The organism is Acidimicrobiales bacterium (assembly GCA_036399815.1).
Taxonomy (GTDB): domain Bacteria; phylum Actinomycetota; class Acidimicrobiia; order Acidimicrobiales; family DASWMK01; genus DASWMK01.
The window spans coordinates 16,948-43,429 of the sequence record DASWMK010000142.1 but is presented as its reverse complement, the minus strand read 5'-3'; the positions used below and the strand labels follow the sequence as shown (position 1 = coordinate 43,429).

Sequence of the window (26,482 nt, the reverse complement as noted above, 5' to 3'; positions counted from 1 at the left end):
AGCGGAGCGTCGCCGGCCGCCCCCCGACGGGCCGGGAACCGGGTGCCGTGGCTCGTCGCGGCGGGCGTGGCGGCCGTGGTCGCCGCGCTGGTCGCCGTCCTCGCGCTGGGCGGCGGGGACGGCGGCGGCGGGGCCTTCCCGGACGAGGACGAGGCCGCCGTCCTCCGCACCCTGCCGGCCGCCTTCCAGGACAGCTGCCGGCGCGACGCCGCCGGCCCGGCCGGTGCCGTCGCCGCCCTGTCGTGCTCGATGCCCGGCGAATCGGGCGCGGCGACGGCCACGTTCGCCCGGTTCGAGTCGGCCGGCGCCCTGGAGGACGCCTACCGGCGCCTGCTCGACGAGGCCGACTTCGAGGCGTCGCCGGCCGACGACTGCGCCACCGCGGCGTACGCGGCCCACGCCTACCAGGGCACCGAGGCGTCCGGGCAGGTCTTCTGCGCCAGGGACGTGCAGCGCTACACGATCGTGTGGACCGACCCGGCCGACGGCGTGCTCGGCACCGGGGAGCGGGACGACAACGACAACGCCGCGCTGTACGCGTGGTGGTCCGACCTGGTCGGCCGGACCGACGGCGGCGGCTGACGGCGGCCGGGCCCGGGTAGTCCACGCCCTCCACGCGCCGACCGGAGGACGAGACGACGTGACCGACGCCGCAGCCGACATCGCCCGGATCGCCGAGGAGGGCCTCGGGCTCGACCGGCTGCGCCCCGGGCAGCGGGAGGCGGCCGACGCGGCCGTCGCCGGGCGGGACGTGCTCGCCGTCATGCCGACCGGCTACGGCAAGTCGGCGGTCTACAAGGTGGCGGCCGCCGCCCTCGACGGCTGCACGGTGGTGGTCTCGCCGCTCGTCGCCCTCCAGCGCGACCAGGTGGAGGGGCTGGCCGACGAGGACGTGGGCGCCGCCGCCCAGGTGAACGCCACGCTCGGGGACCGGGCCAGGCGGGAGGCGTTCGAGCGGCTGGCCACCGGCGACCTCGAGTTCGTGTTCCTCGCCCCCGAGCAGCTGGCCAGGCCGGACACGCTCGACGCCCTGCGCCGGGCCGACCTGTCGCTGTTCGTCGTCGACGAGGCCCACTGCATCAGCGCCTGGGGCCACGACTTCCGCCCGGACTACCAGCGCCTCGGCGACGTGATCGACGACCTGGGCCACCCGGTGGTGGTCGCGCTCACCGCCACCGCCGCCCCGCCGGTGCGGGCCGAGATCGTCGAGCGCCTGCACCTCCGCGACCCGGCCGTCGTCGTCAGCGGCTTCGACCGGCCCAACATCCGGCTGTCGGTCGAGCGGTTCGCCGAGGCGAGGGACAAGGACGGCGCCCTCGTCGACCGGGCCATCACGCTGGCCGCCGGCGGCCGCACCGGGATCGTGTACGTCGGCACCAGGCGCCGGGCCGAGGAGCTGGCCGACGAGATCGGCCGCCTCGGGCCGCCGGCCGCCGCCTACCACGCCGGCCTCCCCCGCCGCCGGCGCGACGAGGTCCACGACGGCTTCCTCGACGGCGGCGTCCGGGTCGTCGTCGCCACCACCGCGTTCGGGATGGGGATCGACAAGCCGGACGTGCGCTTCGTGCTGCACGGCGACGTGGCCGAGTCCCTCGACGCCTACTACCAGGAGATCGGGCGGGCCGGCCGGGACGGCGAGGAGGCCGAGGCCGTGCTCTTCTACCGGGCCGAGGACCTGTCGCTGCGCCGGTTCCTGAAGGGCGGCGCCGGCGTCCGCACCGACGACCTCGGCGAGGTGCTCGACGCGGTCGGGTCGGCCGGCGGCCCGACGACGGTCGAGGAGGTGCGCGACGAGGTCGACCTCGGCGCCCGGCGGGTCACCCAGGTGGTGAACACCCTGGCCGACGTCGGCGCGGTGGAGGTCGTCGCCGACGGCGGGCTGGTCGCGGCCGGGGACGTGCCGGTGGACGAGGTGGCCGAGGCGGTCGGGGCCAGGGAGCAGGCCCGCAAGGAGCTGGAGGCGTCGCGGATCGAGATGATGCGGGGCTACGCCGAGACCCGCACGTGCCGGCGCCGCTTCCTGCTCACCTACTTCGGCGAGGCCTACGACCGCCTGTGCGGCCACTGCGACAACTGCGAGTCGGGCGCCGCGGAGGCCTACGTGGAGGAGGACGGCACGGCCGCCTTCCCGCCCGGCATGCGGGTCGTGCACGAGGCCTGGGGGCCAGGGCAGGTGATCAGGACCGAGGCCGACACGGTCGTCGTGCTGTTCGACGAGGGCGGCTACCGCAACCTGTCGATCAGCGCCGTGCTGGCTCGCGGGCTGCTCCAGGAGGCCGGCGACTGAGCGGCGAGGCGAGGATGGAGCGGTGACGACCTCCCGCCGCCTCGCCGCCCTGGTGCTCGCCGGGCTCGTCGCCGCCGCCTGCGGGGTGCGGGGCGACGCCGGCGGCGGTGCCGGCGACGCGGCCGCCACGGTCGCCGGCATGCTCGGCCGGCTCCCGGCCGTCGAGGGGGCGGGCGGGTACGTCGTCGTCAACCTCCACGCCGTCGCGAGGGAGGCGGCCGGCCTGGCCGTGCCCGATCCGGCCGACGGGGAGGCCGTCGGCGACTACCGCAGGGCCATCGTCGCCGACCGCGAGCCGGGCGCCGGCGTGTTCCTCGCCCCCGCGGCGGTCACCGGCGCGCTGGCCCGCACCCCGGCCGAGTGGGACGCCGAGCTGGGCTTCGACCTCCTCGACGTGGACGCCGACGCCACCGCCGGGCTGCCCCCCGGGCAGGTCGAGGTCGTCGTCGGCGACGTCGACCGGAGCGACGTGGGCGCCGCCGTCGGCTCCGACCCCGTGTGGTCCGACGTGCTCCAGGAGGTCGACCACGGCGGCGCCACCTACTGGTCGTGGGGCGAGGAGGGGGCGGCCGACGTGAGCCGGATCAGCGCCACCCGCGAGGTCGGCGAGTCCCGGCGCCTGTTCGTCGAGGGCGGCGCGCTGGCGTGGACGAGGACCGACGCCGCCGTCGAGGCCACCATCGACGCCTGGCACGGCGACGCCGCCGCCCTCGCCGACGACGCCGACCTGGCCGCCCTGGCCGCGGCCCTCGACGCCGAGGGCTGCCACGCCGCGTTCCTGTCGACCGACGACGCCGCCTACGCCGCCGGCGCCGGGCCGGCCCTCCCCCGGTACGACGCCCTCGCCACCGGCGTCCGCCGGGACGGCGGCGGCACGTCCCTCGTGGTCGCCTTCCGCTACCCCGACGCGGCCGGCGCCGAGGCCGGGGCCGAGGCCCTCCGCCGGGTGGTGGCCGAGGGCCGGTCGCTCGTCACCGACCAGCCGTGGTCGGCCGTGCTCAGGGGGGCCGAGGTGCAGGCCGAAGGGCGGGTCGTGGTCGGCGTGTTCCCGACCGACCGGGGCGAGCTGTGGCACCAGGTGCCGCTCACCCGGGACACCCTGCTGGCGTGGGCGTGACGCGCAAGGAGGAGCGGCCGGCGTGCGTCGAAGCGCCGTGAACCGGATCAGGAAGCTCGCCGCCGCGCTCGCGCTGCTGGCCGCCGCGCCGGCGGCCGCCGCCGCGCCCGCCACCGCCGCCGCCCCGCGCGCCGCCGGGTCGGAGTGGATCGTCGTCCTCGAAGGGTCGCCGTCGGCCCGGTCGGCCTCGGTCGCCGCCGACCACGCCCGCCGCTTCGGCGTCGACGTCCGCTTCACCTACGCCCACGCCGTCGCCGGGTACGCGGCGACCGTCCCCGACGCCGCCCTCGCCGCCCTGCGGGCCGACCCCGCCGTCGCCGCCGTCCTCCCGAACCTGCGCCACTCGGTCGCCGGCACCCAGCGCCGCCCGGCCAGCTGGGGCCTCGACCGGGTCGACCAGCGGGCCCTGCCCCTCGACCGCACCTACACCTGGCGGGCCGACGGCGCCGGGGTGACCGCCTACGTCCTCGATACCGGCGTGTACCTCGGGCACCAGGACTTCGGCGGGCGGGCCTCGACCGGGTTCGACGCCGTCACCCCCGGCGGCTCGGCGGCGGACTGCAACGGCCACGGCACCCACGTGGCCGGGACGGTCGGGGGCCGCAAGTTCGGGGTGGCCAAGGCCGTGCGCATCGAGGCCGTCCGGGTGCTCGACTGCGGCGGCTGGGGCACGACGGCCGAGATCGTCGCCGGCGTGGACTGGGTGACCGGCGACCACGACCCGGGCGAGCCGGCCGTCGCCAACATGAGCCTGATCGGCTGGGGCGACACGGCCATCGACGCGGCCGTCAGGGCCTCGATCGCCGACGGCGTGGTCTACGCGGTCGCCGCCGGCAACGGCGACGACGCCGGCAACCCGCTCGACGCCTGCTCGTTCTCGCCGGCCCGCGTGCCCGAGGCCATCACCGTCGGGGCCACCGACCAGCGGGACGCCGCCGCCTGGTTCTCCAACCACGGCCCCTGCCTCGACTGGTACGCGCCGGGCGTGAACATCACGTCGGCCTCGATCGCCTATCCGGACGCCGACTTCACGATGAGCGGCACGTCGATGGCGACCCCCCACGTGACCGGCGCCGCCGCCCTCTACCTCCAGCGCGACCCGACGGCGACGCCCGCCGAGGTGCGCGACGGGCTGTTCCGGCGCACGACCAAGGACGTCGTCACCGACGACCACGGCACCCGCAACGACCACCTCCTGTTCACGGGGTAGGCCGCCGGACGCTTGCTCAGGATACCCCCGGGGGGTATACTGGCCGCCATGACGACCACGGTGCACGACCACCACCGGGCGGGACACGACGAGGGGCACGCCGGCCACGCCGGCCACGAGGGCCACGGCGACCACGCGGAGGTGTTCCGGCGCCGGTTCTGGTGGAGCCTGCTGCTGAGCGTCCCGGTCATCGCCACCAGCGAGATGGTCATGGAGTGGCTCGGCTACGACCTCGACCTGCCCGGCGTCGGCCTGGTCGCCCCCCTGCTCGGCACCGTCGTCTACGTGTGGGCCGGCTGGCCCTTCCTCGCCGGCGGGGTCGAGGAGGCCAGGGCCAGGCGGCCGGGGATGATGCTGCTGATCGCCATGGCGATCACCGTGGCCTTCGCCGCCTCGCTCGCCACCACGCTCGGCTGGTTCGACCTCGAGTTCTGGTGGGAGCTCGCCGCGCTGATCACGATCATGCTGCTCGGGCACTGGCAGGAGATGAAGGCGCTGGGCCAGGCCCGCTCCGCCCTCTCCGCCCTGGCCGACCTGCTGCCCGACGAGGCCGAGCGGCTGACGGCCGGCGGCACCGTCGAGGCCGTCCCCGTCCACGCCCTCGTCCCCGGCGACCTCGTCCTCGTCCGCTCGGGCGGGCGGGTGCCGGCCGACGGCACCGTGGTCGAGGGCCGGGCGGAGGTCGACGAGTCCATGGTCACCGGCGAGTCCCGGCCGGTCGGGCGGGGCCCGGGCGACCGGGTGGTGGCCGGCACCGTCGCCACCGACTCGGCCGTCCGGGTCAGGGTCGACGCCGTCGGCGAGGCCACGACCCTCGCCGGCATCCGGCGCCTGGTGGCCGAGGCGCAGTCCTCCCACAGCCGGGCCCAGGCCCTGGCCGACCGGTTCGCCGGCCTCCTCTTCCACGTCGCCGCCGGCGCCGCCGTCGTCACCTTCGCCGCCTGGCTGCTGGCCGGGGACGCCGACGCCGCCGTCGTCCGCACCGTCACCGTCCTCGTCATCGCCTGCCCCCACGCCCTCGGGCTGGCCATCCCCCTCGTCGTCTCGCTGTCGACCGGGCTGGCGGCCCGGCACGGGATCCTCGTGAAGGACCGGCTGGCCCTGGAGCGGATGCGCACGGTCGACGCCGTGCTGTTCGACAAGACCGGCACCCTCACGACCGGCGAGCACGTGGTCAGCGGGGTGGCCGGCGACGGCGTCCTGCGCCTGGCCGGCGCCGTCGAGGCCGACAGCGAGCACCCGCTGGCCCGGGCCATCGTCGCCGCCGCCAGGGCCGAGGGCCCCGTGCCGATGGCCACCGACTTCCGCTCGATCACCGGGCGGGGGGTCGAGGCCGTCGTGGACGGCCGGGCGTACGCCGTCGGCGGCCCCGCCCTCCTGCGCGAGCGGGGGCTGGCCGAGCCCGAGTGGCTCAGGGCCACCGCCGACCCGTGGCGGGCCCGGGGCGCGGCCGTCCTCCACCTGGTGGCCGGCGACGAGGTCGCCGGCGCCCTCGCCCTCGAGGACCGGGTGCGCCCCGAGGCGACCGAGGCGGTGGCCGAGCTGCGCCGGTCGGGGCGCCGGGTCGTGATGATCACCGGCGACGCCCGGCAGGTGGCCGAGGCCGTCGGCCGGGAGGTCGGGGTGGACGAGGTGATGGCCGAGGTGCTGCCCGAGGACAAGGACGCCAAGGTGGCCGAGCTCCAGGCCAGGGGGCTGACCGTGGCCATGGTCGGCGACGGCGTGAACGACGCGCCGGCGCTCGCCCGGGCCGACGTGGGCATCGCCATCGGCGCCGGCACCGACGTCGCCATCGAGTCGGCCGGGGTCGTCCTCGCCTCGAGCGACCCGAGGGCCGTCGCCTCGGTCGTCCGCCTCTCGCGGGCCAGCTACCGCAAGATGCTCCAGAACCTGGCCTGGGCGGCCGGGTACAACGTGCTCGCCATCCCGCTGGCCGCCGGCGCCCTGGCCTGGGCCGGGATCACCCTCGCCCCCGCCGTCGGCGCCGTGCTGATGAGCGCCTCCACCATCGTCGTGGCCCTGAACGCCCAGCTCCTCCGGCGGGTGCGCTTGGGTTAGCCCGGCGGGGACCGGGCAGGTCCGCGCCATGGCGAGACCGTCGCAGCGAGCCGGCCGGGGGCTGGCGAGGACCATGGCCTGGTTCAGCGTCGCCCTCGGCGTCCCCCAGGTCGTGGCCCCCGGGCGGGTGGCCCGGTTCGTCGGCGTGGCCGACACGAAGGGCACCCGGGCGCTCGTGCGGGCCGTCGGCGTGCGCGAGCTCACCGGCGCGCTGGGCCTGGCCGGGCGGTCCCGGCCGCCGGCGTGGATGGGGGCGCGGGTGGCCGGCGACGCCATGGACCTCGCCGCCCTCGGGCTCGCCCTGCGGGACGGCGGCAACGACCGGGGCCGCCTCCGGGCGGCGACCGCGGCCGTCGCCGGGGTCACGGTGCTCGACGTGGTCGGCGCCCGCCGCCGGGCGAGGGCGTCGGGCCGCTCGGCCGGCGACGGGGCCCTGCAGGGCTGGGCCGCCGTCACCGTCAACCGGTCGCCCGAGGAGGCCTACCGGTTCTGGCGGGACCTCGAGCGGCTGCCGTCGTTCATGGACCACCTGCGCTCGGTGACGGTGGACGGCGACGGCCGCTCCCACTGGGTGGCCAACGCCCCCGCCGGGCGCACGGTCGAGTGGGACGCCGAGCTGGTCGAGGACCGGCCCGGCGAGGTCATCGCCTGGCGGTCCGTCGGGCGGTCCAGGGTGCAGACGACGGGCTCGGTGCGGTTCGCGCCCGCGCCGGGCGGCCGGGGCACCGAGGTGACCGTCGAGATCACGTACTCGCCGCCGGCCGGCGCGCTCGGCGCGGCGGTGGCCAAGCTGTTCGGCGAGGAGCCGCTCCAGCAGGTGAAGGACGACCTCCGCCGGTTCAAGCAGGTGCTGGAGACCGGCGAGGTCGTGCGGTCCGACGGCAGCCCGGACGGGTCGCGGTCGCTGCGCCAGGTGCACCAGCGACCGGCCCAGCCGGTGGGAGGGAGCGGACGATGAAGGCCACCTGCTGGATGGGCGCGCTGCGGGTCGAGGTGCGCGACGTCCCGGACCCGACGATCCTGAACGACCGGGACGCCATCGTCCGCGTCACGTCCACCGCCATCTGCGGGTCCGACCTCCACCTCTACGACGGCTACGTGCCGACCATGGAGAAGGGCGACATCCTCGGCCACGAGTTCATGGGCGAGGTCGTCGAGGTCGGCAAGGGCGTCGGCAACCTCGACGTCGGCGACCGCGTGGTCGTCCCGTTCCCGATCGCCTGCGGCAACTGCTGGCCGTGCCGCCAGGGCGCCACGTCGCTGTGCGAGAACTCGAACCCCAACGCGGGCATGGCCGACAAGCTGTGGGGCCACTCCCCCTGCGGCATCTTCGGCTACTCCCACCTGCTCGGCGGCTTCGCCGGCGGCCAGGCCGAGTACGTCAGGGTGCCCTTCGCCGACATCGGGCCGCTGAAGGTCGACCCCGACCTCTCCGACGAGCAGGTGCTGTTCCTCTCCGACGTGTTCCCCACCGGCTACATGGGCGCGGAGATGTGCGACATCCAGCCCGGCGACACGGTGGCCGTGTGGGGCGCCGGCGCCGTCGGCCTGTTCGCCATGGCCAGCGCGTTCATGCTCGGCGCCCACCGGGTGATCGCCGTCGACCGCTTCGGGTACCGGCTCGACAAGGCGAGCGAGATCGGCGCGGAGACCATCGACTACGAGGACGTCGACGTCGCCGACGCGCTGGCCGAGATGACCGGCGGCCGGGGCCCGGACGCGGCGATCGACGCCGTCGGCATGGAGGCCCACCACGCCTCCGGCCCGATCGAGGCCTACGACAAGGTGAAGCAGGCGGCCCGGCTGGAGACCGAGCGCCCGCACGCCCTCCGCCAGGCGATCACGAGCGTCCGCAACGGCGGCACCGTCTCGGTCGTCGGCGTGTACGGCGGCTTCGTCGACAAGTTCCCGATGGGGTCGATCGTGAACCGGTCGATCACGCTGCGGTCGGGCCAGTGCCACGTCCACCGCTACCTCCGGCCCCTCCTCGCCCGCATCCGCAACGGCGAGATCGACCCCCGCTTCGTGATCTCCCACCGGCTGCGCCTCGCGGACGCGCCCCACGGCTACGACATCTTCAAGCACAAGCAGGACGACTGCCTGAAGATCGTCCTCACTCCGTAGGGCGCGGCTTCTTCGCCCGGCTCGGCGCGACGCGGGCCGGCTCGCCCGGCATCTTCGGGTAGACGGGCGGCCACGGCGCGTCCCGGAGCCCGCTCGCCATGTCCCGCTCGTGCAGCTCGAGGAGGGGCTCGAGGGACTGCGGGGTGGCGGCCATCGGCGCCCACGGGTCGCCCTGTTCGGCCACCCTGGGCGGCACCGTCGCCATCGTGAACCGGTCGGGGTGGACCTCGGCCAGCTCGTCCCAGGCGAACGGGGTGGACACCTGGGCCCCGGGCCTGGCCCGCACGCACCAGGCGCCGAACACGGTCTTGTGGGGCGCGTTCTGGTTGAAGTCGACGAACACCCGCCGGCCCCGCTCCTCCTTCCACCACGCCGCGGTGATCAGGTCCGGCCGGCGGCGCTCGAGCTCGCGGGCCACGGCGACGGCGGCGGCCCGCACGTCGTAGGACGACCACCGGTGCTGGAGCCGCACGTACACGTGGATGCCCCGGTTGCCGGTCGTCTTCGGCATGCCGACGACGCCGACCTCGTCGAACAGCGCCCGCACCTCGCGGGCGGCCTCCTGCACCATCGGGAAGGTGACGCCCGGCGTGGGGTCGAGGTCGACGCGCAGCTCGTCGGCGTGGTCCGGGTCGGCCGCCGTCGTCGGCCACACGTGGAACCCGAGGCAGCCGAGGTTCACCGCCCAGATCACGTGGGCGAGGTCGGCGGCGACGAGCGCCCGGGAGGTGGTGCCGTTCGGGGTGCTGACGATCGTCGTCTCGAGCCACTCCGGGCGCGAGTCGGGCACCCGCTTCTGGAAGAACGACGAGCCGCCGGCCCCGTTCGGGAAGCGCTGGAGCAGCACGGGCCGGCCGCCCATGGCCGCCATCAGCGGGCCCTCGACGGCCTGGTAGAAGCGGACGAGGTCGAGCTTGGTGTCGCCCCGCTCGGCGAAGAACACCTTCTCCGGCGAGGTCACCACCACCTCGCGCCCGGCTGCCTCGACCACGACGCCGTCGCCGCTCATCGTCCGGACCGTAGCGCCATGATGGGGCGGTGGAACGACCGCCGATCACGGACTGGGCGACCGACTTCGACCACACCCACCCCGACTACGCGGCCCGCGCCCCCGAGATCTGGGACGAGCTGCGGGAGCGGTGCCCGGTCGCCCACTCCGACCGCTTCGGCGGGGTCTGGCTGCCGACCCGCCACGCGGACGTGGCCGAGATCGCCCACGACACCGAGCACTTCAGCTCCGAGGGCGTGATCGTCACGGGGTGGAAGCCGGAGGGCCTGGCGCCGGTCGGCTACGCGCCGCCCATCACCTCCGACCCGCCGTTTCACGCCACGGCCAGGCGCCTGCTGCTGCCGGCGTTCTCCCCGAAGGAGATCGCGAGGTGGGAGCCGGCGGCCAGGGCGGCGTGCCGGGAGCTGCTCGACGACCTGCTGGCCGGCGACGGCGACGTGGTCGACGCCGCCGCCCAGTACGCGCAGCACATCCCCGTGCGGGTGATCGCCGAGATGCTCGGCGTGCCCCGCGAGGACGGCGACCGGTTCCGGGTGTTCATCCACCGGATCATGGAGACGCCGGGCGAGGGCATCGAGGGCCTCGTCTACGAGGACACGCTGGACTGGTACCTCACCCGGGTCATCGACGACCACCGGGCCACGCCGCGCGACGACCTCATCGGTTTCCTGCTGAACGCGGAGATGGACGGGCGGCCCCTGTCCACCGAGCACATCAGGGGCACCATCGGTCTGCTGCTGATCGCCGGCATCGACACCACGTGGTCGGCCATCGGGGCCAGCCTGTGGCACCTGGCCGGGCACCCGGAGGACCGGGAGCGGATCTGCCGCGACCCGTCGGTGCTGCCGTTCGCCGTCGAGGAGCTGCTGCGGTTCTACGCGCCGGTGACGATGGCCCGCATCGTGGCCGAGGACGTGGAGCTCGGCGGCGAGTGCCTGCGGCCGAGGGACTGGGTGCTGGTGCCGTTCCCGGCCGCCAACCGGGACCCGGACGCGTTCGAGCGGGCCGGGCAGTTCGTGGTCGACCGGGCGAGGAACCGCCACGTCACGTTCGGCCTCGGCGTGCACCGCTGCCTCGGGTCGAACCTGGCCCGCATGGAGCTGCGGGTGGCCGTCGAGGAGTGGCTGGCCCGGGTGCCGGAGTTCGAGCTGACCGACCCCGGCGCCGTGCGGTGGTCGACCGGCCAGGTGCGGGGGCCGAGGGTGCTGCCGGTCAGGGTCAGGCGGGCGACGGAGGTGCGGTGATGCGGATCACGCTCGACAGCTCGAAGTGCCAGGGGCACGGCCGCTGCTACGCCCTCGCCCCCGCCCTGTTCGACGCGGACGACGACGGCTACGCCGTCCTGCGCACCGACGGCTCGGTGCCGGCCGGGCTGGAGGAGCAGGCCCAGCTGGCCGTCGACAACTGCCCCGAGTTCGCCATCGAGGCCGATCACTCCGCCTGAGCGCCGGCACGGCCGGCCCGGCCGAGGATCCAGGCCATCACGGCCGAGTAGTCGGCGCCGGCCAGGCCGCCGCCGGCGGCGTCGGCGAACCACGAGCGGGCCGCCTCCACCGTCCGCACGTCCACCCCGGCGGCCGCGGCCGCGTCGCGGATCAGGTCGGCGTCCTTCACCGCCAGGCCGAGCGCGAACCGCAGCGGGTACTCCCCCGACTCGACGGCCGGCCGCCGGCGCTCGGCCTGGGCGGCGAGGGGCGTGCGGGCCAGCACCTCGAACAGCACGGCGTCGGGCAGGCCGAGGCCCCGGCCGACGGCCATCGCCTCGCCGAGCACGGTGAGCACGCCGACCAGCGTGGTGTTGGCCACCAGCTTGGCCGCCGCCCCGGCCCCCGGCCCGCCCACCACGACGGGCCGCCCGAGCAGCCCGAGCACGGGGAGGCAGCGCTCGACGGCCGGGGCGTCGCCGCCGACGAACACGTGGAGCGTGCCGGCGTCGGCCTCGGAGAGGCTGCCGAGCACGGGCGCGTCGACCACGGCGACCCCGGGCGGCGCCGCCTCCCGCAGCCGGGCGACGGCGGTGGGGCCGACCGTCGACATCTCGACCAGCACCGACCCCTCCCGCATGCCGGCCAGGGCGCCGTCCTGGCCCTCGGTGACGGCGGCGAGCGCCGCCGGGTCGGCCACCATCGTGACCACCAGGCCGGCGTCGCGCGCCGCCTCGGCCGGCGACGCCGCCGGCCTCGCCCCCCACGCCGCCGCCGCCTCCGCCCGCGCCGGCGTCCGGTTCCAGACGACGACCTCGCACCCGCCGTCGACCAGGCGCCTCGCCAGGCGCGAGCCCATGCCGCCGAGCCCGAGCACGGCGACCCGCTCGCTCACGACCCGCCGCCGCCCAGCCAGGCCAGCACCTCGGCCGCGTGGGCGGCCGGGTCCGGCACCGGGTGGAACACGTGCTCGACCACGCCGGCGCGGACGACGAGGGTCAGCCGCTCGTAGCGGCGGCGGCCGCCGGCCGTGAACGTGGGCAGGCCGAGCGCGTCGGCGACGGCGGCGGCCTCGTCGGACAGCAGCGGGTAGGGCAGCCCGAGCCGGCCGACCGCCTCCTGCTGGTCCGCCTCGCCCTGGGTGGACAGCCCGTACACCTCGACCCCCGCGCCGGCCAGCGCGGCGTGCCGGTCCCGGAAGCCGCACGCCTCGGCCGTGCACCCGACGGCGCCGGGGATCTCCTCCCAGCCGGCCGGCAGGGGCACGCCGGGCCGGCCGGTCATCGGGTAGGCGAACACCACGGCCCTCGGCCGCCCCAGCCGGCGCAGGGCGACCCGGCCGCCGGCCGTCGACGCCAGCGCGAGGTCGGGCAGCGGCGCGCCCGCGACGGCAGGGCCCACGGCTCAGCGGTGCTCGGCGAGGCGCCGGCGGGCGTCCTCGACGGCGGCCTCGGCCTCGGCCCTCGACTGCCACCCCCGCAGCTCGGTGCCCTTGTTCGGCTCCAGCGCCTTGTACACCTCGAAGAAGTGGCTGATCTCGGCCATCACGTGGTCGGGCACGTCGCCGATGTCGCCCATGTGGTGCCACCGGGGGTCGGTGGCCGGCACGCACAGCACCTTGGCGTCCGGCCCGGCCTCGTCGGTCATCCAGAACACGGCCACCGGCCTCGCCCTGATGTGGCAGCCGGGGAAGGTCGGCTCGTCGAGGAGGACCATCGCGTCGAGCGGGTCGCCGTCCTCGCCGAGCGTGCCCTCGATGAAGCCGTAGTCGGCCGGATACATCGTCGACGTGAACAGCATGCGGTCGAGCCACACGGCCCCGCTGTCGTGGTCCATCTCGTACTTGTTGCGGCTGCCCCGCGGGATCTCGACGACGACCTCGACGTCCACGCCCGGACGCTACCCAGCGGCGGCGTGGCGCAGGAGGAAGTCGAGGACCCTCGGCCCGACGATCTCGGGGTGCTCGGCGTGCACGCCGTGGCCGGAGTGGTTCACGATCAGCCACTCGGCGCCCGGGATCGAGCGCTTCATCGTCGCCATCTGCTCGGCGTTGGCGAACGGGTCGTCCTCGCCGGCCACGAGCAGGGTGGGGCAGGCCACCCGGGCGAGGTCGTCCTCGGTCCACGACGGCTGGTCGGTGTTGTTCGCCTGCACCTGGCGGATCAGGTCCTTCCAGTAGCCGGGGTGGCGGAACGGGTCGTGGCGGGCGGCGAAGCGGGCGACGGCCTCGGGCGCCTCCCGCTCCACGGCGTCGGGGTCGAGCGACGCCGTCACCGCGGCCGTGGTGGCGTCGACCCGGTGGTTGGTGCCGACGAGGGTGATCGAGGCCGTCAGGTGGGGCCGGCGCAGGGCGGTGCCGAGGGCGACGACCCCGCCGTCGCTGATCCCGGCCACGTGGGCCGGCACGGCGCCGACGGCCTCCAGGAAGCCGGCCAGGTCGTCCTCCATCTGCGTGAAGGACAGGAAGCCGGCCGGGTTGCCGGTGCGGCCGTGGCCCCGGTGCTCGACGGCGAGGACCCTGAAGTGGGGCGCGAACGCCGGCACCAGCCCGGCCCAGCCGGCGTCCGCGTCGTCGGCCGTCCCGCCAGCGCCGTGGAGCAGGACGAGCGGCGGGCCGTCGGGCCGGCCGTGCTCGTCGTAGTGGAGCTCGAGGTCGCCGACCGTGACCGATGCCATCGGGGCGAAGCAGTATCACGCCCATGGGACGCGTGCTGATGACCGGGGCCGCCGGGCAGGTCGGGTCGATGCTCCGCCCCCGCCTGGCCCGGCCGGGGCGGACGCTGCGCCTGCTCGACGTGGCGCCGGTCGAGGGCGTGGGCGAGGGCGAGGAGTCGGTGACGGCGTCGGTCACCGACCTGGCCGCCATGGTCGACGCCTGCGCGGGCGTCGACGCCGTCGTCCACCTGGGCGGGGTGCCGACGGAGGCGCCGTGGGACGTGATCGCCGAGGTGAACGTGGGCGGCACGGCCAACGTGTTCGAGGCGGCCAGGCGGCAGCGGGTCGGCCGCGTGGTGTTCGCCTCGAGCAACCACGCCGTCGGCTTCCACCCCAGGTCGGCGTCGCCGGCGCCCGACGACCTGTGCCCGGCGCCCGACACGTACTACGGCGTCGGCAAGGCCGCCGGGGAGGCCATGGGCGCCCTCCACCACCACCGCTACGGCATGGACGTCGTGTGCCTGCGCATCCTCACGTGCACCGAGCGGCCGTCCGACCTGCGCTCCCTGTCCACGTGGCTCTCCCCCGACGACGCCGGCCGGCTGTTCGAGGCGGCGCTCACGGCGCCGTCGCCCGGGCTCCGGGTCGTGTGGGGGGTGTCGGCCAACACGCGGGGCTGGTTCTCCCTCGACGGCGCCCGCTCGCTCGGCTACGAGCCGGCCGACGACGCCGAGCGCTTCGCCCCCGAGCTCGTCGCCCGGTTCGGCGAGCCCGACCCCGGCGCCGTGGAGCACCGCTTCGTGGGCGGGCCGTTCTGCTCCCCGGCCTTCGACGCCGACCGGCTGGGGCTCAGCCGGCCGTGAAGGTGCCGAGGGCGAGGGCGACGACGTCGCCGTCCTGCTCGATCTCGGCCTCGACCACCGTGATCCGCTTGCCCCGCTTGCGCACCACCCCGGTGGCCGTGAGCCGCCCCTCGCCGGCCGGCTGGAGGTAGGTGACCTTCATCTCGATCGTCACCGGCGCGGCCGGCTCCTCCCCCGGCGGCGTGGCCGCGACGGCGAGCCCCATGGCCGAGTCGGCGAGGGTGGCGATGGCGCCGCCGTGCACGGAGCCGTGGCGGTTCAGGTGGGCCGGCCCGGCGTCGAGCACGACCGTCGACCGGCCGTCCTCGCCCTCGACCCGCTCGACGCCGACCGTCGCCCCGAACCCCTCGCCCTCAGCCATCGGCCCGGTGGCACACGGCCTCGACGTTGTTGCCGTCCGGGTCGCGCACGAAGGCGCCGTAGTAGCCCGGGTGGTACTCGGGCCACTCGCGGGGCTCGTGCAGCACCTCGGCCCCGGCGGCCACGGCGGCGTCGAAGAAGGCCCGCACGGCCGCCCGGTCGGCGGCCTCGAAGGCGATGTGGGACTCCCTGGCCGGGCCGACGCCCTCGAACGGGCTGATCCAGAAGTCCGGCTTCGGGGCCACGCCGTAGCCGACAACGGCGCCGAACTCCATCAGGCGGCCGGCGCCGAGTGGGGCGAGGACGGCGTCGTAGAAGGCGGCCGCGGCCGCCGGGTCGGCGACCTGGATCCCGAGATGGTCGAGCACCGGCCCAGCTTGTCAGGCACAGTGGCGCCGTGACCGACCGGCGCGGCCTGGGCCGCGACTTCTGGCTGTACTTCGCCGGCCAGGGAGTGTCCCAGCTGGGCAGCTCGTTCACCGCGTTCGCGCTGCCGCTGCTCGTCTTCCGGCTCACCGAGTCGGCCACCAACCTGGCCATCACGATGGCGGCCAACTTCGTGCCCTACCTGCTGTTCGGCCTGGTGCTCGGGGCGGTCGTCGACCGGGTCGACCGGCGGCGGATGATGATCCTCGTCGAGCTGGCCAGGGGCGGGGTGATCGCCGTGCTCCCCGTGCTGTACCTGACCGGCGACCTCCAGGTCGGCCACGTGTACGCCGTCGCCTTCGTGCAGTCGACCCTCGGCATCCTCTTCGACGCCGGCGAGTTCGCGGCGATCCCGAACCTCGTCGGCACCGACGACCTGGTGACCGCGAACGGCCGCATCATGGCCACCAACCAGGCCGGGCAGGTGCTCGGGCCGGTGCTGGCCGGCGCGCTGGTGGCCGTGATGGCGCCGGCCGACCTCCTGCTGATCGACGCCGCCACCTTCGGGCTGTCGGCCGCCACCCTCGTCGCCGTCCGCACGCGGTTCGACGCCGCCGAGGCCGTCGAGGAGCGGGAGGGCGGGGCCGTCGCCCGGCTGGTCGCCGACGTGCGCGAGGGGCTGGCGTTCGTGTGGGGCCACCCGGTCCTGCGCTCGATCTCGCTGATGATGGCGCTGATCAACTTCGTGGCGGCCACGGCCCAGACCCAGCTGGTGCTGTTCGGGAAGACGGTGCTCGACCTGAGCGACGCCCGGGTGGGCTGGCTGTTCGCCGCCGGGTCGGCGGGGGTCGTGGTGATCGGCCTGGTCGCGGGCGCGTTCCGGCGGCGGCTGACGTTCCCGGTCGTCGCCCTCGGCGCCCTCGTGGTGTCCGGGCTGGCGCTCTCGGCGATGGCCTACGCCCGCTGGTACCCGCTCGTGCTCGTCCTCTGGGCCGCCTACACCGGCTTCGGGCTGCTGCTGAACATCAACACCGGCGCCCTCCGCCAGGCGATCGTCCCCAACCAGATGCTCGGCCGGGTGATGAGCATCGCCGGCGTGCTCGCCTGGTCGGCCATCCCCCTCGGCGCGCTCGCCGGGGCCTGGGTCATCGACGCCACCGAGGACGTCGCCGCCGTCTACGCCGGCATCGGCCTCCTCACGGCCGCCATCGCCGCCGCGTTCGCGCTCAGCCCGATCCGCCACGGCGAGCGCTACCTGGCCGAGGCGAAGGCGGCCAGGGAGGCCGTCGCCGCCGCCGACCACCCGCTCGCCCCCGAGGAGTCGGCCGCGCTGGTCGCCACCCTCCGCCCCGAGCCCAGCCCCTAGGCCGGCGACGGAACCGGGAGCGGCCCTCGTGCGTGTGCTCCCCGTGGAACCGACCGTCGAGGCGCTCCCCGCCGTCCCGCCGATCGAGGTGGTCGCCGGGGCCGGGTCGTTCGAGGCGTTCTACGAGCGGGACCTCGACCGGGTCCACCGGGCCGTGGCCGTCGCCCTCGGCGACGCCGAGGTGGCCCGCGACGCGGTCGACGAGGCCATGGCCAGGGCGTGCGCCCGGTGGCGCACGGTCGGGCAGTACGACGACGCCGCCGGCTGGGTGTACCGGGTGGCCGTCAACTGGGCGACCTCGCGCTGGCGCAAGCGCCGCCGGGAGGACCTCGTGGACCGGGTGACGGCGCCGGCCGCCGTCGGGGACGAGGCGGTGCCGGCCGGACCGGTGGTCGACGCCCTGCGCCGGCTGCCGGTCGCCCAGCGGTCGGTGGTCGTGTGCCGGGTCCTGCTCGACCTCGACACGGCCCAGACGGCGCGGGCCCTCGGCATCCCCACCGGGACGGCGAAGAGCCGGCTGGCGCGGGGGCTCGCCGCCCTCCGCCGCGACCTCGAGGAGGCAGGCGATGGATGACCCCAGGATCGACACCGGCGTGGCGCTGGCCGTGCGGGCCGTGGCCGACGCCGTGCCGCCGGCCAGGGCCGACCTCGCCGGCGTGCGGGCCAGGGCCGGGGCCCGGCGCCGCCGGCAGCGGGTGGCGGGCGCCGCGCTGGCGGGGCTGGCCGCCGTCGCCGCCGGGGGCGTCGTGGCCCTCGGCCGGCCGGGGTCGTCGCCGGCCCCCGTGAGCGTCGCCGCGCCGGCCGCCGTCGCCGGCCAGCCCGACCTCGTGATCGAGGACGCCACCCGGGTCGTGGAGGTCCGGGCCGGCGGGGAGGTCGCCGAGCGCTGGCGGGCCACCGCCGGCTGGCAGGTGTACGGCGGGCGGGTCGTGGAGCGGCCCGACGGCCGGCTGGCCGTCCTCACGGCCAGGGCCGCGGCCACGCCCTCCGGGCTCGAGGTCGCCCTCCAGGTCGTCGGCCCGGCGGGCGCCGTCGAGGCCGTGCACCCGGTGCCGGTCGACGGCGACCACGTCGCCCTCCTCGACGCCACCGACACCGAGGCCGTGCTCCTCCGCCAGCCCGACGGCGTGCCCGGCCCCTCCCGGGTCGTCGTCCACGACCTCGCCTCGGGCGCCGAGCGACCGGTGACCGGCGGGCTGGACCAGGACGGCGCCACCGCCGCCGCCGGCGGCACCCTCGTCCACGTCCGGCCGTGGACGTGCGCGCTCGAGGTGACCGCGGTGGCGTCGGGCGAGGCCGGCCCGGCGGTGGACGGCGGCTGCCCCTCGGGCTGGACGGCGTCGACCGCCACCCCGGTCGTGTCGCCCGACGGTCGCCTCGTCGCCGTGGCGTGGGAGCTCCGGGGCGGGCCCGGTCCGGTTGTCGAGGGACCTCCCCCGGCGTCGGCCGTCGCCGTCACCGTCGTCGACCTGTCCGACGGCACCGTCCGCTGGTCGGCCGGGCCGTTCGGCCCCGACGAGCTGGTCCCCCGCCGCCTCGGCTGGATCGACGCCACCACCGTCCGCCTGGCCGCCGACGGCCCCGCGGCCGCCGACCTCCCCACCACCGGCGACGGGGTCGCCGTCGAGGCGGCGCCCGCCCGCTAGCTCGCCGCCGCGCCCGTCCGCCCGCGCGAAACTCTCGCCGGGAGGACGGCGAATGAGGTTCGGGCTGCTCGGCCCTCTGGAGGTGGTGGACGACGGCGGCGCGCCCGTGGACGTGGGCGGGCGCCAGCCCCGGCTCGTCCTCGCGGTGCTGCTGGCGGCCGGCGGGCGGCTGGTGACGGCGGACGCCCTGGCCGACGAGCTGTGGGGCGACGAGCGGCCGGCGACGGCCATGGGCACGCTCCAGAGCACGGTGTCCCGCCTGCGCCGCCGGTTCGGGGCCGGGCCGACGGCGCCCCGCCTGCTGTGGGAGGACCCCGGCTACCGCCTCGACGTGGCCGGGGCCGAGGTGGACTTCCTGCGCTTCGAGGCCCTGGCCGACGAGGGGCGGGCCCTGCTCGACGCCGGCCGGCCGGCCGAGGCCCGCGACGTCCTGCTGGCCGCCGACGCCCTGTGGCGGGGGCCGGCCCTGCTCGAGTTCCTCGACCGCGACTTCGCCACCGGCCTCGCCACCCGGCTGGAGGAGCGGCGCCTGGCCGCCACCGAGGACCGGGTCGACGCCGACCTGCGCCTCGGCCGCGCCGCCGCCGTCGCCGGCGAGCTGGCCGAGCTGGTCGGCGCCCATCCCCTCCGCGAGCGCCTCCGGGCCCACCTCGCCCTCGCCCTCTACCGCTCGGGCCGCCAGGCCGACGCCCTCCGGGCGCTGGAGGACGCCCGCCGCACCCTGCGCGACGAGCTGGGCGTCGACCCGAGCCGCCCGCTGCGGGAGCTGGAGGCGGCCATCCTCGGCCACGACCCGGCCATCGACCTCGCCGAGCCGCCGGCGGCCGCCCCGGCGCCGGCCGCCGCCGCGCCGGCTGCGGCCCCGGCCCGCCCGAGGGGGATGATCGGCCGGCGCGACGAGCTGGCCGAGGTGCTGGCCGCCCTGGACGAGGCGGCGGCCGAGGCGAGGGTCGTGGTCGTCGAGGGCGAGCCCGGGATGGGCAAGACCCGCCTGGCCGAGGAGCTCAGGGCCGAGGCCGCCGCCCGCGGCGGGGCCGTCGCCTGGGGCCGGGGCTACGAGGGCGGCGCCGCGCCCGCGCTGTGGCCGTGGCTGGTCGCCCTGCGGGACCTGGCCGGCGGCGCCGGCACCGGCGACCCGTCGCTCGACGCCCTGCTGGCCACCGACGCCCCCGAGGCGGCCACGCCCACCAACGCGCTCCAGTTCGAGCGGTTCGAGGCCGTCGCCCGGTTCCTGGAGCGGACGGCGGCCGCCGCCGGGGTGGTCGTGGTCGTGCTCGACGACCTCCAGTGGGCCGACGAGACCTCGCTCGACCTGCTCTCGTTCCTGAGCGCCCGCCTGGGCCGGGGCGTGCTCCTGCTCCTCACCATGCGCCGGCTCGAGGTCGGCCGCAACGACGCCCTGACGGAGGCGCTGGCCGCCGTGGCCCGCCGCCCCGGCTCCCGCCGGCTCCACCTCCGCCGCCTGCCCCGCGAGGACACGGTGGCGCTGGTCGAGGCCCTCCTCGGCCCGGCCGTGGACCGGGACGTGGCCGTCGCCATCCACGCCCGCTCGGACGGCAACCCGTTCTACGCCACCGAGCTGGCCCGGCTGGTGCTCGACGACGAGCGCACCGACCTCGCCGGTGTGGTGCCCGCCGGGGTGGGCGACGTCATCCGCCGGCGCCTGGCCCACCTGCCCGAGCCGACCAGGGAGCTGCTGGCCGTGGGCGCCGTGCTCGGCCGGGACGTCGAGCTCGGCCTGCTGACCCGCACCTCGGGCCTGTCCACCGACTTCCTGCTCGACCGGCTGGAGCCGGCCGTCGTCCACCGCCTCCTGCTCGACGTGCCCGACCGCCCGTCCACGTTCCGGTTCTGCCACGCGCTCGTGCGCGAGGTGCTGGTCGAGGACCTGTCGTCGCTGCGCCGGGCCCGCCTGCACCTCCGGGCCGCCGAGGCCATGGAGGTCACCGGGGTGGGCGACGACGACGCCGAGGTGCTGGCCGAGCACCTGTGGCGGGCCGTGCCCGTCGGCGGCGGGCAGCGGGCGGCGAGCGCGCTCGAGCACGCCGCCGACGTCGCCATCCGCCGCTCGGCCCTCGGCTCGGCCGAGCAGCTCCTGCGCCGGGCGGTCGAGCTGCGCCGGTCCACCGCCACCTCGCCCGCCGACGAGGAGGCCGAGCTGCTCGCCATCCACCGCCTGCTGGCCGTGGCCCGCGCCCGGCGCTACTTCGCCGCCGCCACCACCCCCCAGCTGATCGACCGGGCCAAGGAGCTGGCCGCCAGGACGGGCCGGGACGACGTGCTGCTCGACGTGCTGTGGGTGGAGACGTCGGCGGCGGCGACGGCGGCCAGGGTGGCCGACGCCGCCCCGCTGGCCGCCGCCCTCGCCCGGGTGGCCCTGGCCAGCGACGACCCCGACGTCCAGGCCTTCGGCCACCTCCAGACGGCCGTGCAGGCCTGGCAGGAGGGCCGCATCACCGACGCCTGCCGGTCCCTCGACCTGGCCGCCGACCGGCGGGCGGCGGGTGCGCCGGTCGACCCGTCGCTCGAGTTCGCCGGCGAGCGCACCCTGCTCGTCCAGCTGTTCCGGGCGCAGATGCGGGCGCTGGCCGGCGATGTCGCCCCGTCCGTGGCGGCCATGCACCGCCTGCTCGACCTGACCGCCGACTCGTTCGTGCTCACCGAGGTCGCCGGGTTCGCGGCCGTGCTGGGCGAGGCCGTCGACGACCTCGGGCTGGCCGAGCGGGCCGGTCGCACGCTGCTCGCCGTCGACCCCAACGGCGACTTCTCGTACTACGGCGGGCACGCGCTGATGGGCCTCGCCGCCGCCATGGCCCGCCGGGGCGAGGTGGACGAGGGCCGGCGTCTGTTCACCGAGGCGAGGGCCCGCTACCTGGCCGTCGGCGGCGGCGCCGCCCTCCCGACCCACGACGCCAGCTGGGCCGTCGCCGCGGCCGGCGCCGGGTGCCTGGACGAGGCCGAGGCGGCGATCGCCACGGCGAGGGAGACCCTGGAGCGGCTGGGCGAGCGCTGGAACGAGCCCGTCGTGCTCCGGGCCGAGGCCGTCGTGGCCGCGGCGAGGGGCGACCGGGAGGCGGCCGCCGCCCGGCTGGCCGAGGCCGTGGCGGTGGCCACCGCCCAGGGCGCGCACGGCCTGGCCCGCCTGGCCGAGCGGGTCGCCGCCGACCTCGGCGTCGACCTGCCGGACGCCGCTACAGACCGAGCGTCAGCCGGTAGAAGCGGTCCTTGACGATCGTCGGGGTCAGCGAGTCGGCCAGGTTGGCGGCCTGGGCGTCGAGGCCGACCAGGTAGCGGGACCGGGGCAGGCGGGTCGTGAGCGCGCCGGCGATGACCCGGGCGCACGTCTGCGGGTCGCCCATCAGCGGCTCGGCCAGGCGCTGGGCCTGGAGGTAGCGGCGGTAGGCGCCGACGTAGCGGCTGCCCTCCCGCTCCCGCCTGGCGATGTCCCGCTCGAACTCCTCCCAGATGCCGGTGCGGAACCCGCCCGGCTCGACCAGCACGACCCGCACGCCGGCGCCCGCCACCTCGATGCGCAGGGCGTCGGTGAGCGCCTCGAGCGCGTGCTTGGCCGCCGTGTAGTGGCCGGCGAACGGCGCCGTCACCCGCCCGGCGATCGAGCTGACGTTGACGATCCGGCCGCCCCCCGCGGCCCGCATCGACGGGAGAGCCAGCCGGGCCAGGCGCATCGGCGCGTGGACCATGGTCTGGAACAGCGCCTCGGCCTCCTCGTCCTCCACGTCCTCGACGGCGCCGGTGACGGCGTAGCCGGCGTTGTTCACGAGCCCCCACGGGCCGAGCCCGGGGACGACCTCCTTGCAGGCCTCGGCGTCGTTCACGTCGAGCAGGACGGTCTCGACGTCGACCCCGGCGGCGCTCGCCGCCTCGCGCACGGCGGCGGCCTTGGCCTCCGAGCGGACCGAGCCGACGGCCCGGAAGCCGCGCCTCGCCAGCTCGACCACGGTGGCCAGGCCGATGCCGGAGTTCGCCCCGGTGACCAGGACGGTGCGTGCCTCGTCGCTCATGCCCGGATGCCTACCCGGGAGCGCGGCCGGCGACCGCGAGGTGCGGGTCGGACCGCCGGGCCCGCCACCGGTAGAACGTCGTCGTCGTGCCGAACAGGTCGTGGGTGCCGGGGTTGGTGAGCGCCCACCTGAACCCCTCCCGGGCGAAGGCCATGCTCCGCTCGCTCATGGCGTCGTCGGCCGGGATCCAGCCGGCCCGGTGCAGGCCGTCGCCCCGCATGGGCAGCGGGATCTCGTAGCGCGTGCCGAGGTCGAACAGCGCGGCGGCCGTCTCCCCGGCCGGCGACCGGCCCGAGCGGAACCCGTCCATCAGCGCCACCGCCTCGGCGAAGTAGGCGCCGTAGTCGGGGTCCTCGAAGTCCGAGAAGACGGGGTCGGCGACCGGCCCGGTGAGGTGGCGGGGGTCGTGGGTGGCCGTGTAGTCGGCCAGCGCGTTCATCATTCGGAACTCGACGGGGATGGTGCCGAGCCCCCACACCCGCAGCCACGCGTTCCACAGGTCGAAGTCGGCCCACGACGCGAACGAGCCGGCGACCAGGCGGTCGTTGTAGTCGAGCACCCGCCGGTGAAGGGCGTCGACGTGGGTGAAGCGCTCCACCGAGAAGTCGTCGTCGTCGAGGGCGTCGAGCAGGGTCGGCACCAGCGCGGCGGTGACCTCGAGGGTGTTCACGAGGCCCCGGGAGAACAGGGGGTCGATGGCGCCGTAGGCGTGCGACATCAGGCACCAGCGCTCGCCGACCCCCCGCGTCGTCGAGTACTGGAGCCGGTCGGTCGACACCCATGGGCGGACGGCCCTGGCCCCGGCGAACTGGCGGGCCACCGACGGGAAGCGGTCGAGGAAGGCCCGGAACTCGGCCTCGGGCGCCACGCCGGCCGGCTTCGGGTGCACCCGGGGGTCGACGGTCAGCCCGACGCTGACGAGCGGGTTGGTCGACCCCTCCCGGTTGTCGAACGGGATGACCCAGAACCAGCCCCGGTCGAAGACGTGGTGCAGCGTGGTCTGCGCCCACGGGATCGACATCGGCGTGTCGGGGGCGAACGTGCCGACGTCGACCATGTGGGTGAACAGCGAGCGGGAGTGGTGCCCGAAGCGGGCCGGCGCCTCCCGCAGCGAGAACGTGCGGGCGAGCACGCTGCGGAAGCCCGAGCCGTCGACCAGGTAGCGGGCCCGGAGCTCGTCGCCCCCGGTCGTGCCGAGCGTGACCCCGGCCCCGTCGACCTCCACCCGGTCGACCACCGTCGCCTGGCGCAGGTCGGCACCCCGCCGCACCGCCATGTACGTGAGCCAGGCGTCGACGTCCTGGCGGAACACGTGCGTCTCGTCTTTCGAGCTCGTCCCGACGAGCAGCCCCTCGGCCGGGTCGTGCTCCTCGCCGGGGCGGTGGTAGGCGTAGCCGAAGCCCCGCTTCACCCCGCACGTCGAGCACACCTCCGCGGCGATGCGCTCCGGGTAGGCGATCACGTCGAGCTCGGGCACGCCGTAGCGCTCGGCCAGAAGCGAGCTGAGCAGCGAGGTGTGGGGGATGGTGGACTCGCCGACGGCGAAGCGGGGGTGCACGCCGGACTCGACCATCACCACTCGCACGCCCTGCGCGGCGAGGACGATGGCGAGCGCCGCGCCGCTCATGCCGCTGCCCAGCACGGCCACGTCGTAGCGGTCGCCGGCGCCCGCGCCGGCCGCGGCGGTCACTGGCGGACGATCGTGGCCCCCCACGCGAACCCGGCCCCGTTGGTGGTCAGCATCACGAGGTCGCCGTCCCCGATGGTGCCGTCCTCCTCCGCGTCCACGTGGTTGAGGACCATGTCGGTCTCCTGGAGGTGGCCGTGGTCGGCCAGCCCCCGCGTGTACACCTTCTCCGGCGGGATGCCGAGGCCCTCGCAGAAGGCCCGCTGGTCCCAGGCCGAGAACGTCGGGTAGATGTACACGTCGATGTCGTCGGGCCCGACGCCGGCCCGCTTCATGGCCGCCCGCATCACCCGGCGGAACATGAACAGGTTGACGGGCACCACCTCCTCGCCGAAGCGGCGGTAGTCGCCGGTCATGTGCAGCCACCGGTCCCGGCACGGGTCGGACGGGTCGCGGTGCGGGAACCCGGGCGCGTAGAGCACGTCGTGGAGCTTCCCGACGGTCGCGGTCTCCACGGCCAGCACCACCCGGCGGTCGTGGCCCTTGCGCAGCACGACCGCGCTGCCGCCGTCACACACGACGGTGACCGGGTAGTAGGCGTGGTTCAGGCGGGGTGCCTTGTCCCCGGCGAACAGCAGCGCCGTGTCCATCTCGTCGCTGGCCGCCAGCATCGAGCAGGCCGCCTTCATCGTGGCGTGGAAGCTGGCGCAGCCGCCGGTGTTGACCGACGTGGCGAAGGCCCGGGTGGCGCCGACCTCCCGCTGGACGACGCCGGCCGCCGACCAGGTGGGCGCCACGTGGTCCTCGGCGATGCTGGTGAACCCGACGACGAGGTCGATCTCCTCCGGGTCGATGCCGGCCCGCTCGACGGCCCGGCGCGACGCCTCGACGGCGAGCCCGCTCGCCGTCTCCCCGTCCGCCACCCGGATCGACCGGATGCCGATGTCCCGCCGGAAGTCCACGCCGCCGGGCAGCGGGTCGTCGGGCACGTCCTCGTCCCGGAACACGGCGTCGATCGACTTGGTGGTGGGCGGCAGGTAGCAGGCCTCCGCCAGGATCCCGATCGGCGCGCCCATCAGTGCCGCACCAGGGCCGCGCCGGCGGTGAAGCCCATCCCGTGGGAGGCCAGGAGCACGAGGTCGCCGCCGTCGCACCCGTCGGCCACGACGGCCCGGAGGTTGGCGACGAGGTCGTTGGCCTGCACGTGCCCGTGGGCGGCCAGGTTGGCCGCGCAGGCCGGCGCCGGCGCCGCCCCCCACGCCGCCCGGTAGCCGTCCTGGTCGGCGGCCGACAGGTTCGGGCAGACCCAGTGGGCGACGTCGTCGCGGCCGGCGCCGGCCCGGTCGAGCACCAGGCCCGTGAGGCGGTCGACGGTGGCGCCCGTCGGCGCCGCCGCCAGCCGGTCGACGTCGATCCGCAGCCGGTACAGGTCCTCGTCGTGGTCGTGGTCGAGCTGGGCGAGCGCGCCGCCGGGGATGTGGGCCACGTCGTGGTAGGCGCCGTCGCTCGCCAGCTCCACGCCGAGCACCACGTCGTGCTCCTCGCCGGCCCGCAGCACGACGGCGCTGGCCCCGTCGCCGAGGACGGTCACGGGCTCGTCGCGCTCGACCACCCGGTTGCCGGGGATGGCGACGTCCGCGCCGAACAGCAGCGCCGTCCGCAGCCCGTCGCCGGCCCGCAGCAGGTCGGTCGCCGCCCGCAGGGCGACGTGGAAGTTGGTGGCCCCGCCGCCGCTGAACCCGAGCGTGAACGCCCTGGTCGCCCCGAGCTCGTGCTGGAGCCGGTTGCCCAGGTTCCACACCGGCACGAGGTACTCCTGGGGCAGGATCGTGTAGTCGACGATCACGTCGACGTCCCGGCCCGCCGCTCCGGCGGCGGCCAGCGCGTCGGTGGCGGCGGCGAGCGCCAGGTCGGCGCCCGCCGAGCCGACCCCCACCTCCCGGATGCCGAGGCGCTCGGCCAGCTCCCCCGGCAGGTCCACGCCCTCGTCGGCGAAGATGTCGGCGATGGGGCGCGTCGACGGGGGGAAGGCGGTCGCCGTGGCGGCGATCCCGACGGGGGTCATGCCAGCTTCTCGCGGACCAGCGCGGCGATGTTCGCCACGGTGGTCAGCCGGAACAGCTCCTCGGGGTCGAGCATGAAGTCGAAGCGCTCCTCGAGGAAGTCGACCAGCTGGAGGACGTTCATCGAGTCGAGGACGCCGCCGTCGACGAGGTCGCTGTCGTCGGTCATGGCCTCGGCGAACGCCGGCTCCATCCAGAACGTCGCCACCAGGAAGTCGCGGACCTCCGCCTCGACGGTGTCGACCTGCTCCATCCCAGAGGCCCCCCTCCCGTGACCGCCCCGCG

Annotated in this window: 26 protein-coding genes; 14 read left to right on the top strand and 12 right to left on the bottom strand. The window is 76.3% G+C overall.

Going from position 1 to position 26,482, the window contains the following annotated elements; genetic code table 11:
• The 7 genes from VGB14_10140 to VGB14_10110 all read left to right on the top strand — a co-directional run.
• The coding region (locus tag VGB14_10140) for a hypothetical protein (GenBank protein ID HEX9993275.1) at positions 1–582 on the top strand (582 nt) is incomplete at its 5' end.
• A gap of 58 nt (positions 583–640) precedes the next feature.
• Positions 641–2,287: a RecQ family ATP-dependent DNA helicase gene (locus tag VGB14_10135; protein HEX9993274.1), complete on the top strand. Its 1,647-nt coding sequence runs from the start codon at positions 641–643 to the stop codon at positions 2,285–2,287.
• 22 nt (positions 2,288–2,309) lie between these two features.
• On the top strand, positions 2,310–3,404 hold the full coding sequence (locus VGB14_10130; GenBank protein ID HEX9993273.1) for a hypothetical protein: 1,095 nt from the start codon (positions 2,310–2,312) through the stop codon (positions 3,402–3,404).
• Between the two features lie 22 nt (positions 3,405–3,426).
• On the top strand, positions 3,427–4,614 hold the full coding sequence (locus tag VGB14_10125; GenBank protein ID HEX9993272.1) for a S8 family peptidase: 1,188 nt from the start codon (positions 3,427–3,429) through the stop codon (positions 4,612–4,614).
• A 48-nt stretch (positions 4,615–4,662) separates the two neighbouring features.
• Positions 4,663–6,672, top strand: a complete 2,010-nt coding sequence (locus VGB14_10120) for a copper-translocating P-type ATPase (GenBank protein HEX9993271.1) — start codon at positions 4,663–4,665, stop codon at positions 6,670–6,672.
• A gap of 28 nt (positions 6,673–6,700) precedes the next feature.
• Positions 6,701–7,630 carry an SRPBCC family protein gene (locus VGB14_10115; protein HEX9993270.1) on the top strand — a complete coding sequence of 310 codons (930 nt, stop codon included), beginning with the start codon at positions 6,701–6,703 and terminating at the stop codon, positions 7,628–7,630.
• Complete coding sequence (locus VGB14_10110; GenBank protein ID HEX9993269.1) at positions 7,627–8,796, top strand: zinc-dependent alcohol dehydrogenase; 1,170 nt, start codon at positions 7,627–7,629, stop codon at positions 8,794–8,796. Before VGB14_10115 ends, VGB14_10110 begins: the two co-directional genes overlap by 4 nt.
• Here VGB14_10110 and ligD read toward each other — a convergent pair.
• Positions 8,786–9,805: a non-homologous end-joining DNA ligase gene (gene ligD, locus VGB14_10105; GenBank protein HEX9993268.1), complete on the bottom strand. Its 1,020-nt coding sequence runs from the start codon at positions 9,803–9,805 to the stop codon at positions 8,786–8,788. The genes VGB14_10110 and ligD overlap by 11 nt on opposite strands.
• A 29-nt stretch (positions 9,806–9,834) precedes the next feature.
• On the opposite strand from ligD, the gene VGB14_10100 reads away from it, so the two are divergent.
• Complete coding sequence (locus tag VGB14_10100; GenBank protein ID HEX9993267.1) at positions 9,835–11,049, top strand: cytochrome P450; 1,215 nt, start codon at positions 9,835–9,837, stop codon at positions 11,047–11,049.
• Positions 11,049–11,249: a ferredoxin gene (locus VGB14_10095; GenBank protein ID HEX9993266.1), complete on the top strand. Its 201-nt coding sequence runs from the start codon at positions 11,049–11,051 to the stop codon at positions 11,247–11,249. The genes VGB14_10100 and VGB14_10095 overlap by 1 nt, the downstream gene beginning before the upstream one ends.
• Here VGB14_10095 and VGB14_10090 read toward each other — a convergent pair.
• Genes VGB14_10090 through VGB14_10075 form a run of 4 tightly spaced genes read right to left on the bottom strand, consistent with a single transcriptional unit; the run spans position 11,237 to position 13,905 of the window.
• Entirely contained in the window at positions 11,237–12,124 is an 888-nt protein-coding gene (locus VGB14_10090; GenBank protein HEX9993265.1) for an NAD(P)-dependent oxidoreductase, read from the bottom strand. The two genes, VGB14_10095 and VGB14_10090, sit on opposite strands and share 13 nt — an antisense overlap.
• On the bottom strand, positions 12,121–12,630 hold the full coding sequence (locus tag VGB14_10085) for a peroxiredoxin (GenBank protein HEX9993264.1): 510 nt from the start codon (positions 12,628–12,630) through the stop codon (positions 12,121–12,123). The genes VGB14_10090 and VGB14_10085 overlap by 4 nt, the downstream gene beginning before the upstream one ends.
• A 3-nt stretch (positions 12,631–12,633) precedes the next feature.
• Positions 12,634–13,119, bottom strand: a complete 486-nt coding sequence (locus VGB14_10080) for an inorganic diphosphatase (GenBank protein HEX9993263.1) — start codon at positions 13,117–13,119, stop codon at positions 12,634–12,636.
• A gap of 9 nt (positions 13,120–13,128) precedes the next feature.
• Positions 13,129–13,905: an alpha/beta hydrolase gene (locus VGB14_10075; GenBank protein HEX9993262.1), complete on the bottom strand. Its 777-nt coding sequence runs from the start codon at positions 13,903–13,905 to the stop codon at positions 13,129–13,131.
• 23 nt (positions 13,906–13,928) lie between these two features.
• Between VGB14_10075 and VGB14_10070 the strand changes: the two genes are divergently transcribed.
• Positions 13,929–14,747 carry an NAD(P)-dependent oxidoreductase gene (locus VGB14_10070; protein HEX9993261.1) on the top strand — a complete coding sequence of 273 codons (819 nt, stop codon included), beginning with the start codon at positions 13,929–13,931 and terminating at the stop codon, positions 14,745–14,747.
• On the opposite strand, the gene VGB14_10065 is transcribed toward VGB14_10070, so the two are convergent.
• Positions 14,734–15,108 (bottom strand): PaaI family thioesterase, encoded by a 375-nt coding sequence (locus VGB14_10065; protein HEX9993260.1) that lies wholly within the window; start codon positions 15,106–15,108, stop codon positions 14,734–14,736. The genes VGB14_10070 and VGB14_10065 overlap by 14 nt on opposite strands.
• On the bottom strand, positions 15,101–15,475 hold the full coding sequence (locus VGB14_10060; protein HEX9993259.1) for a VOC family protein: 375 nt from the start codon (positions 15,473–15,475) through the stop codon (positions 15,101–15,103). The genes VGB14_10065 and VGB14_10060 overlap by 8 nt, the downstream gene beginning before the upstream one ends.
• A gap of 29 nt (positions 15,476–15,504) precedes the next feature.
• On the opposite strand from VGB14_10060, the gene VGB14_10055 reads away from it, so the two are divergent.
• Genes VGB14_10055 through VGB14_10040 form a run of 4 tightly spaced genes read left to right on the top strand, consistent with a single transcriptional unit; the run spans position 15,505 to position 21,714 of the window.
• Entirely contained in the window at positions 15,505–16,839 is a 1,335-nt protein-coding gene (locus VGB14_10055) for an MFS transporter (protein HEX9993258.1), read from the top strand.
• A 43-nt stretch (positions 16,840–16,882) separates the two neighbouring features.
• The gene (locus tag VGB14_10050; GenBank protein HEX9993257.1) at positions 16,883–17,413 is read left to right on the top strand and encodes a sigma-70 family RNA polymerase sigma factor; all 531 of its coding nucleotides are present in this window, start codon (positions 16,883–16,885) and stop codon (positions 17,411–17,413) included.
• A complete protein-coding gene (locus VGB14_10045; protein ID HEX9993256.1) occupies positions 17,406–18,485 on the top strand; it encodes a hypothetical protein in 1,080 nt (359 codons plus the stop codon). Before VGB14_10050 ends, VGB14_10045 begins: the two co-directional genes overlap by 8 nt.
• A 52-nt stretch (positions 18,486–18,537) precedes the next feature.
• Positions 18,538–21,714, top strand: coding sequence for a BTAD domain-containing putative transcriptional regulator (locus VGB14_10040; protein ID HEX9993255.1), 3,177 nt, complete (start codon positions 18,538–18,540; stop codon positions 21,712–21,714).
• On the opposite strand, the gene VGB14_10035 is transcribed toward VGB14_10040, so the two are convergent.
• The 5 genes from VGB14_10035 to VGB14_10015 are packed head-to-tail and all read right to left on the bottom strand — an operon-like array spanning position 21,677 to position 26,450.
• Complete coding sequence (locus VGB14_10035) at positions 21,677–22,507, bottom strand: SDR family NAD(P)-dependent oxidoreductase (protein ID HEX9993254.1); 831 nt, start codon at positions 22,505–22,507, stop codon at positions 21,677–21,679. The two genes, VGB14_10040 and VGB14_10035, sit on opposite strands and share 38 nt — an antisense overlap.
• A 10-nt stretch (positions 22,508–22,517) precedes the next feature.
• Positions 22,518–24,197, bottom strand: coding sequence for a tryptophan 7-halogenase (locus VGB14_10030; protein HEX9993253.1), 1,680 nt, complete (start codon positions 24,195–24,197; stop codon positions 22,518–22,520).
• Positions 24,194–25,210, bottom strand: a complete 1,017-nt coding sequence (locus VGB14_10025; GenBank protein HEX9993252.1) for a 3-oxoacyl-[acyl-carrier-protein] synthase III C-terminal domain-containing protein — start codon at positions 25,208–25,210, stop codon at positions 24,194–24,196. The genes VGB14_10030 and VGB14_10025 overlap by 4 nt, the downstream gene beginning before the upstream one ends.
• The gene (locus tag VGB14_10020; GenBank protein ID HEX9993251.1) at positions 25,210–26,199 is read right to left on the bottom strand and encodes a 3-oxoacyl-[acyl-carrier-protein] synthase III C-terminal domain-containing protein; all 990 of its coding nucleotides are present in this window, start codon (positions 26,197–26,199) and stop codon (positions 25,210–25,212) included. The genes VGB14_10025 and VGB14_10020 overlap by 1 nt, the downstream gene beginning before the upstream one ends.
• Entirely contained in the window at positions 26,196–26,450 is a 255-nt protein-coding gene (locus VGB14_10015; GenBank protein HEX9993250.1) for an acyl carrier protein, read from the bottom strand. Before VGB14_10015 ends, VGB14_10020 begins: the two co-directional genes overlap by 4 nt.
• Positions 26,451–26,482 lie beyond the last annotated feature (32 nt).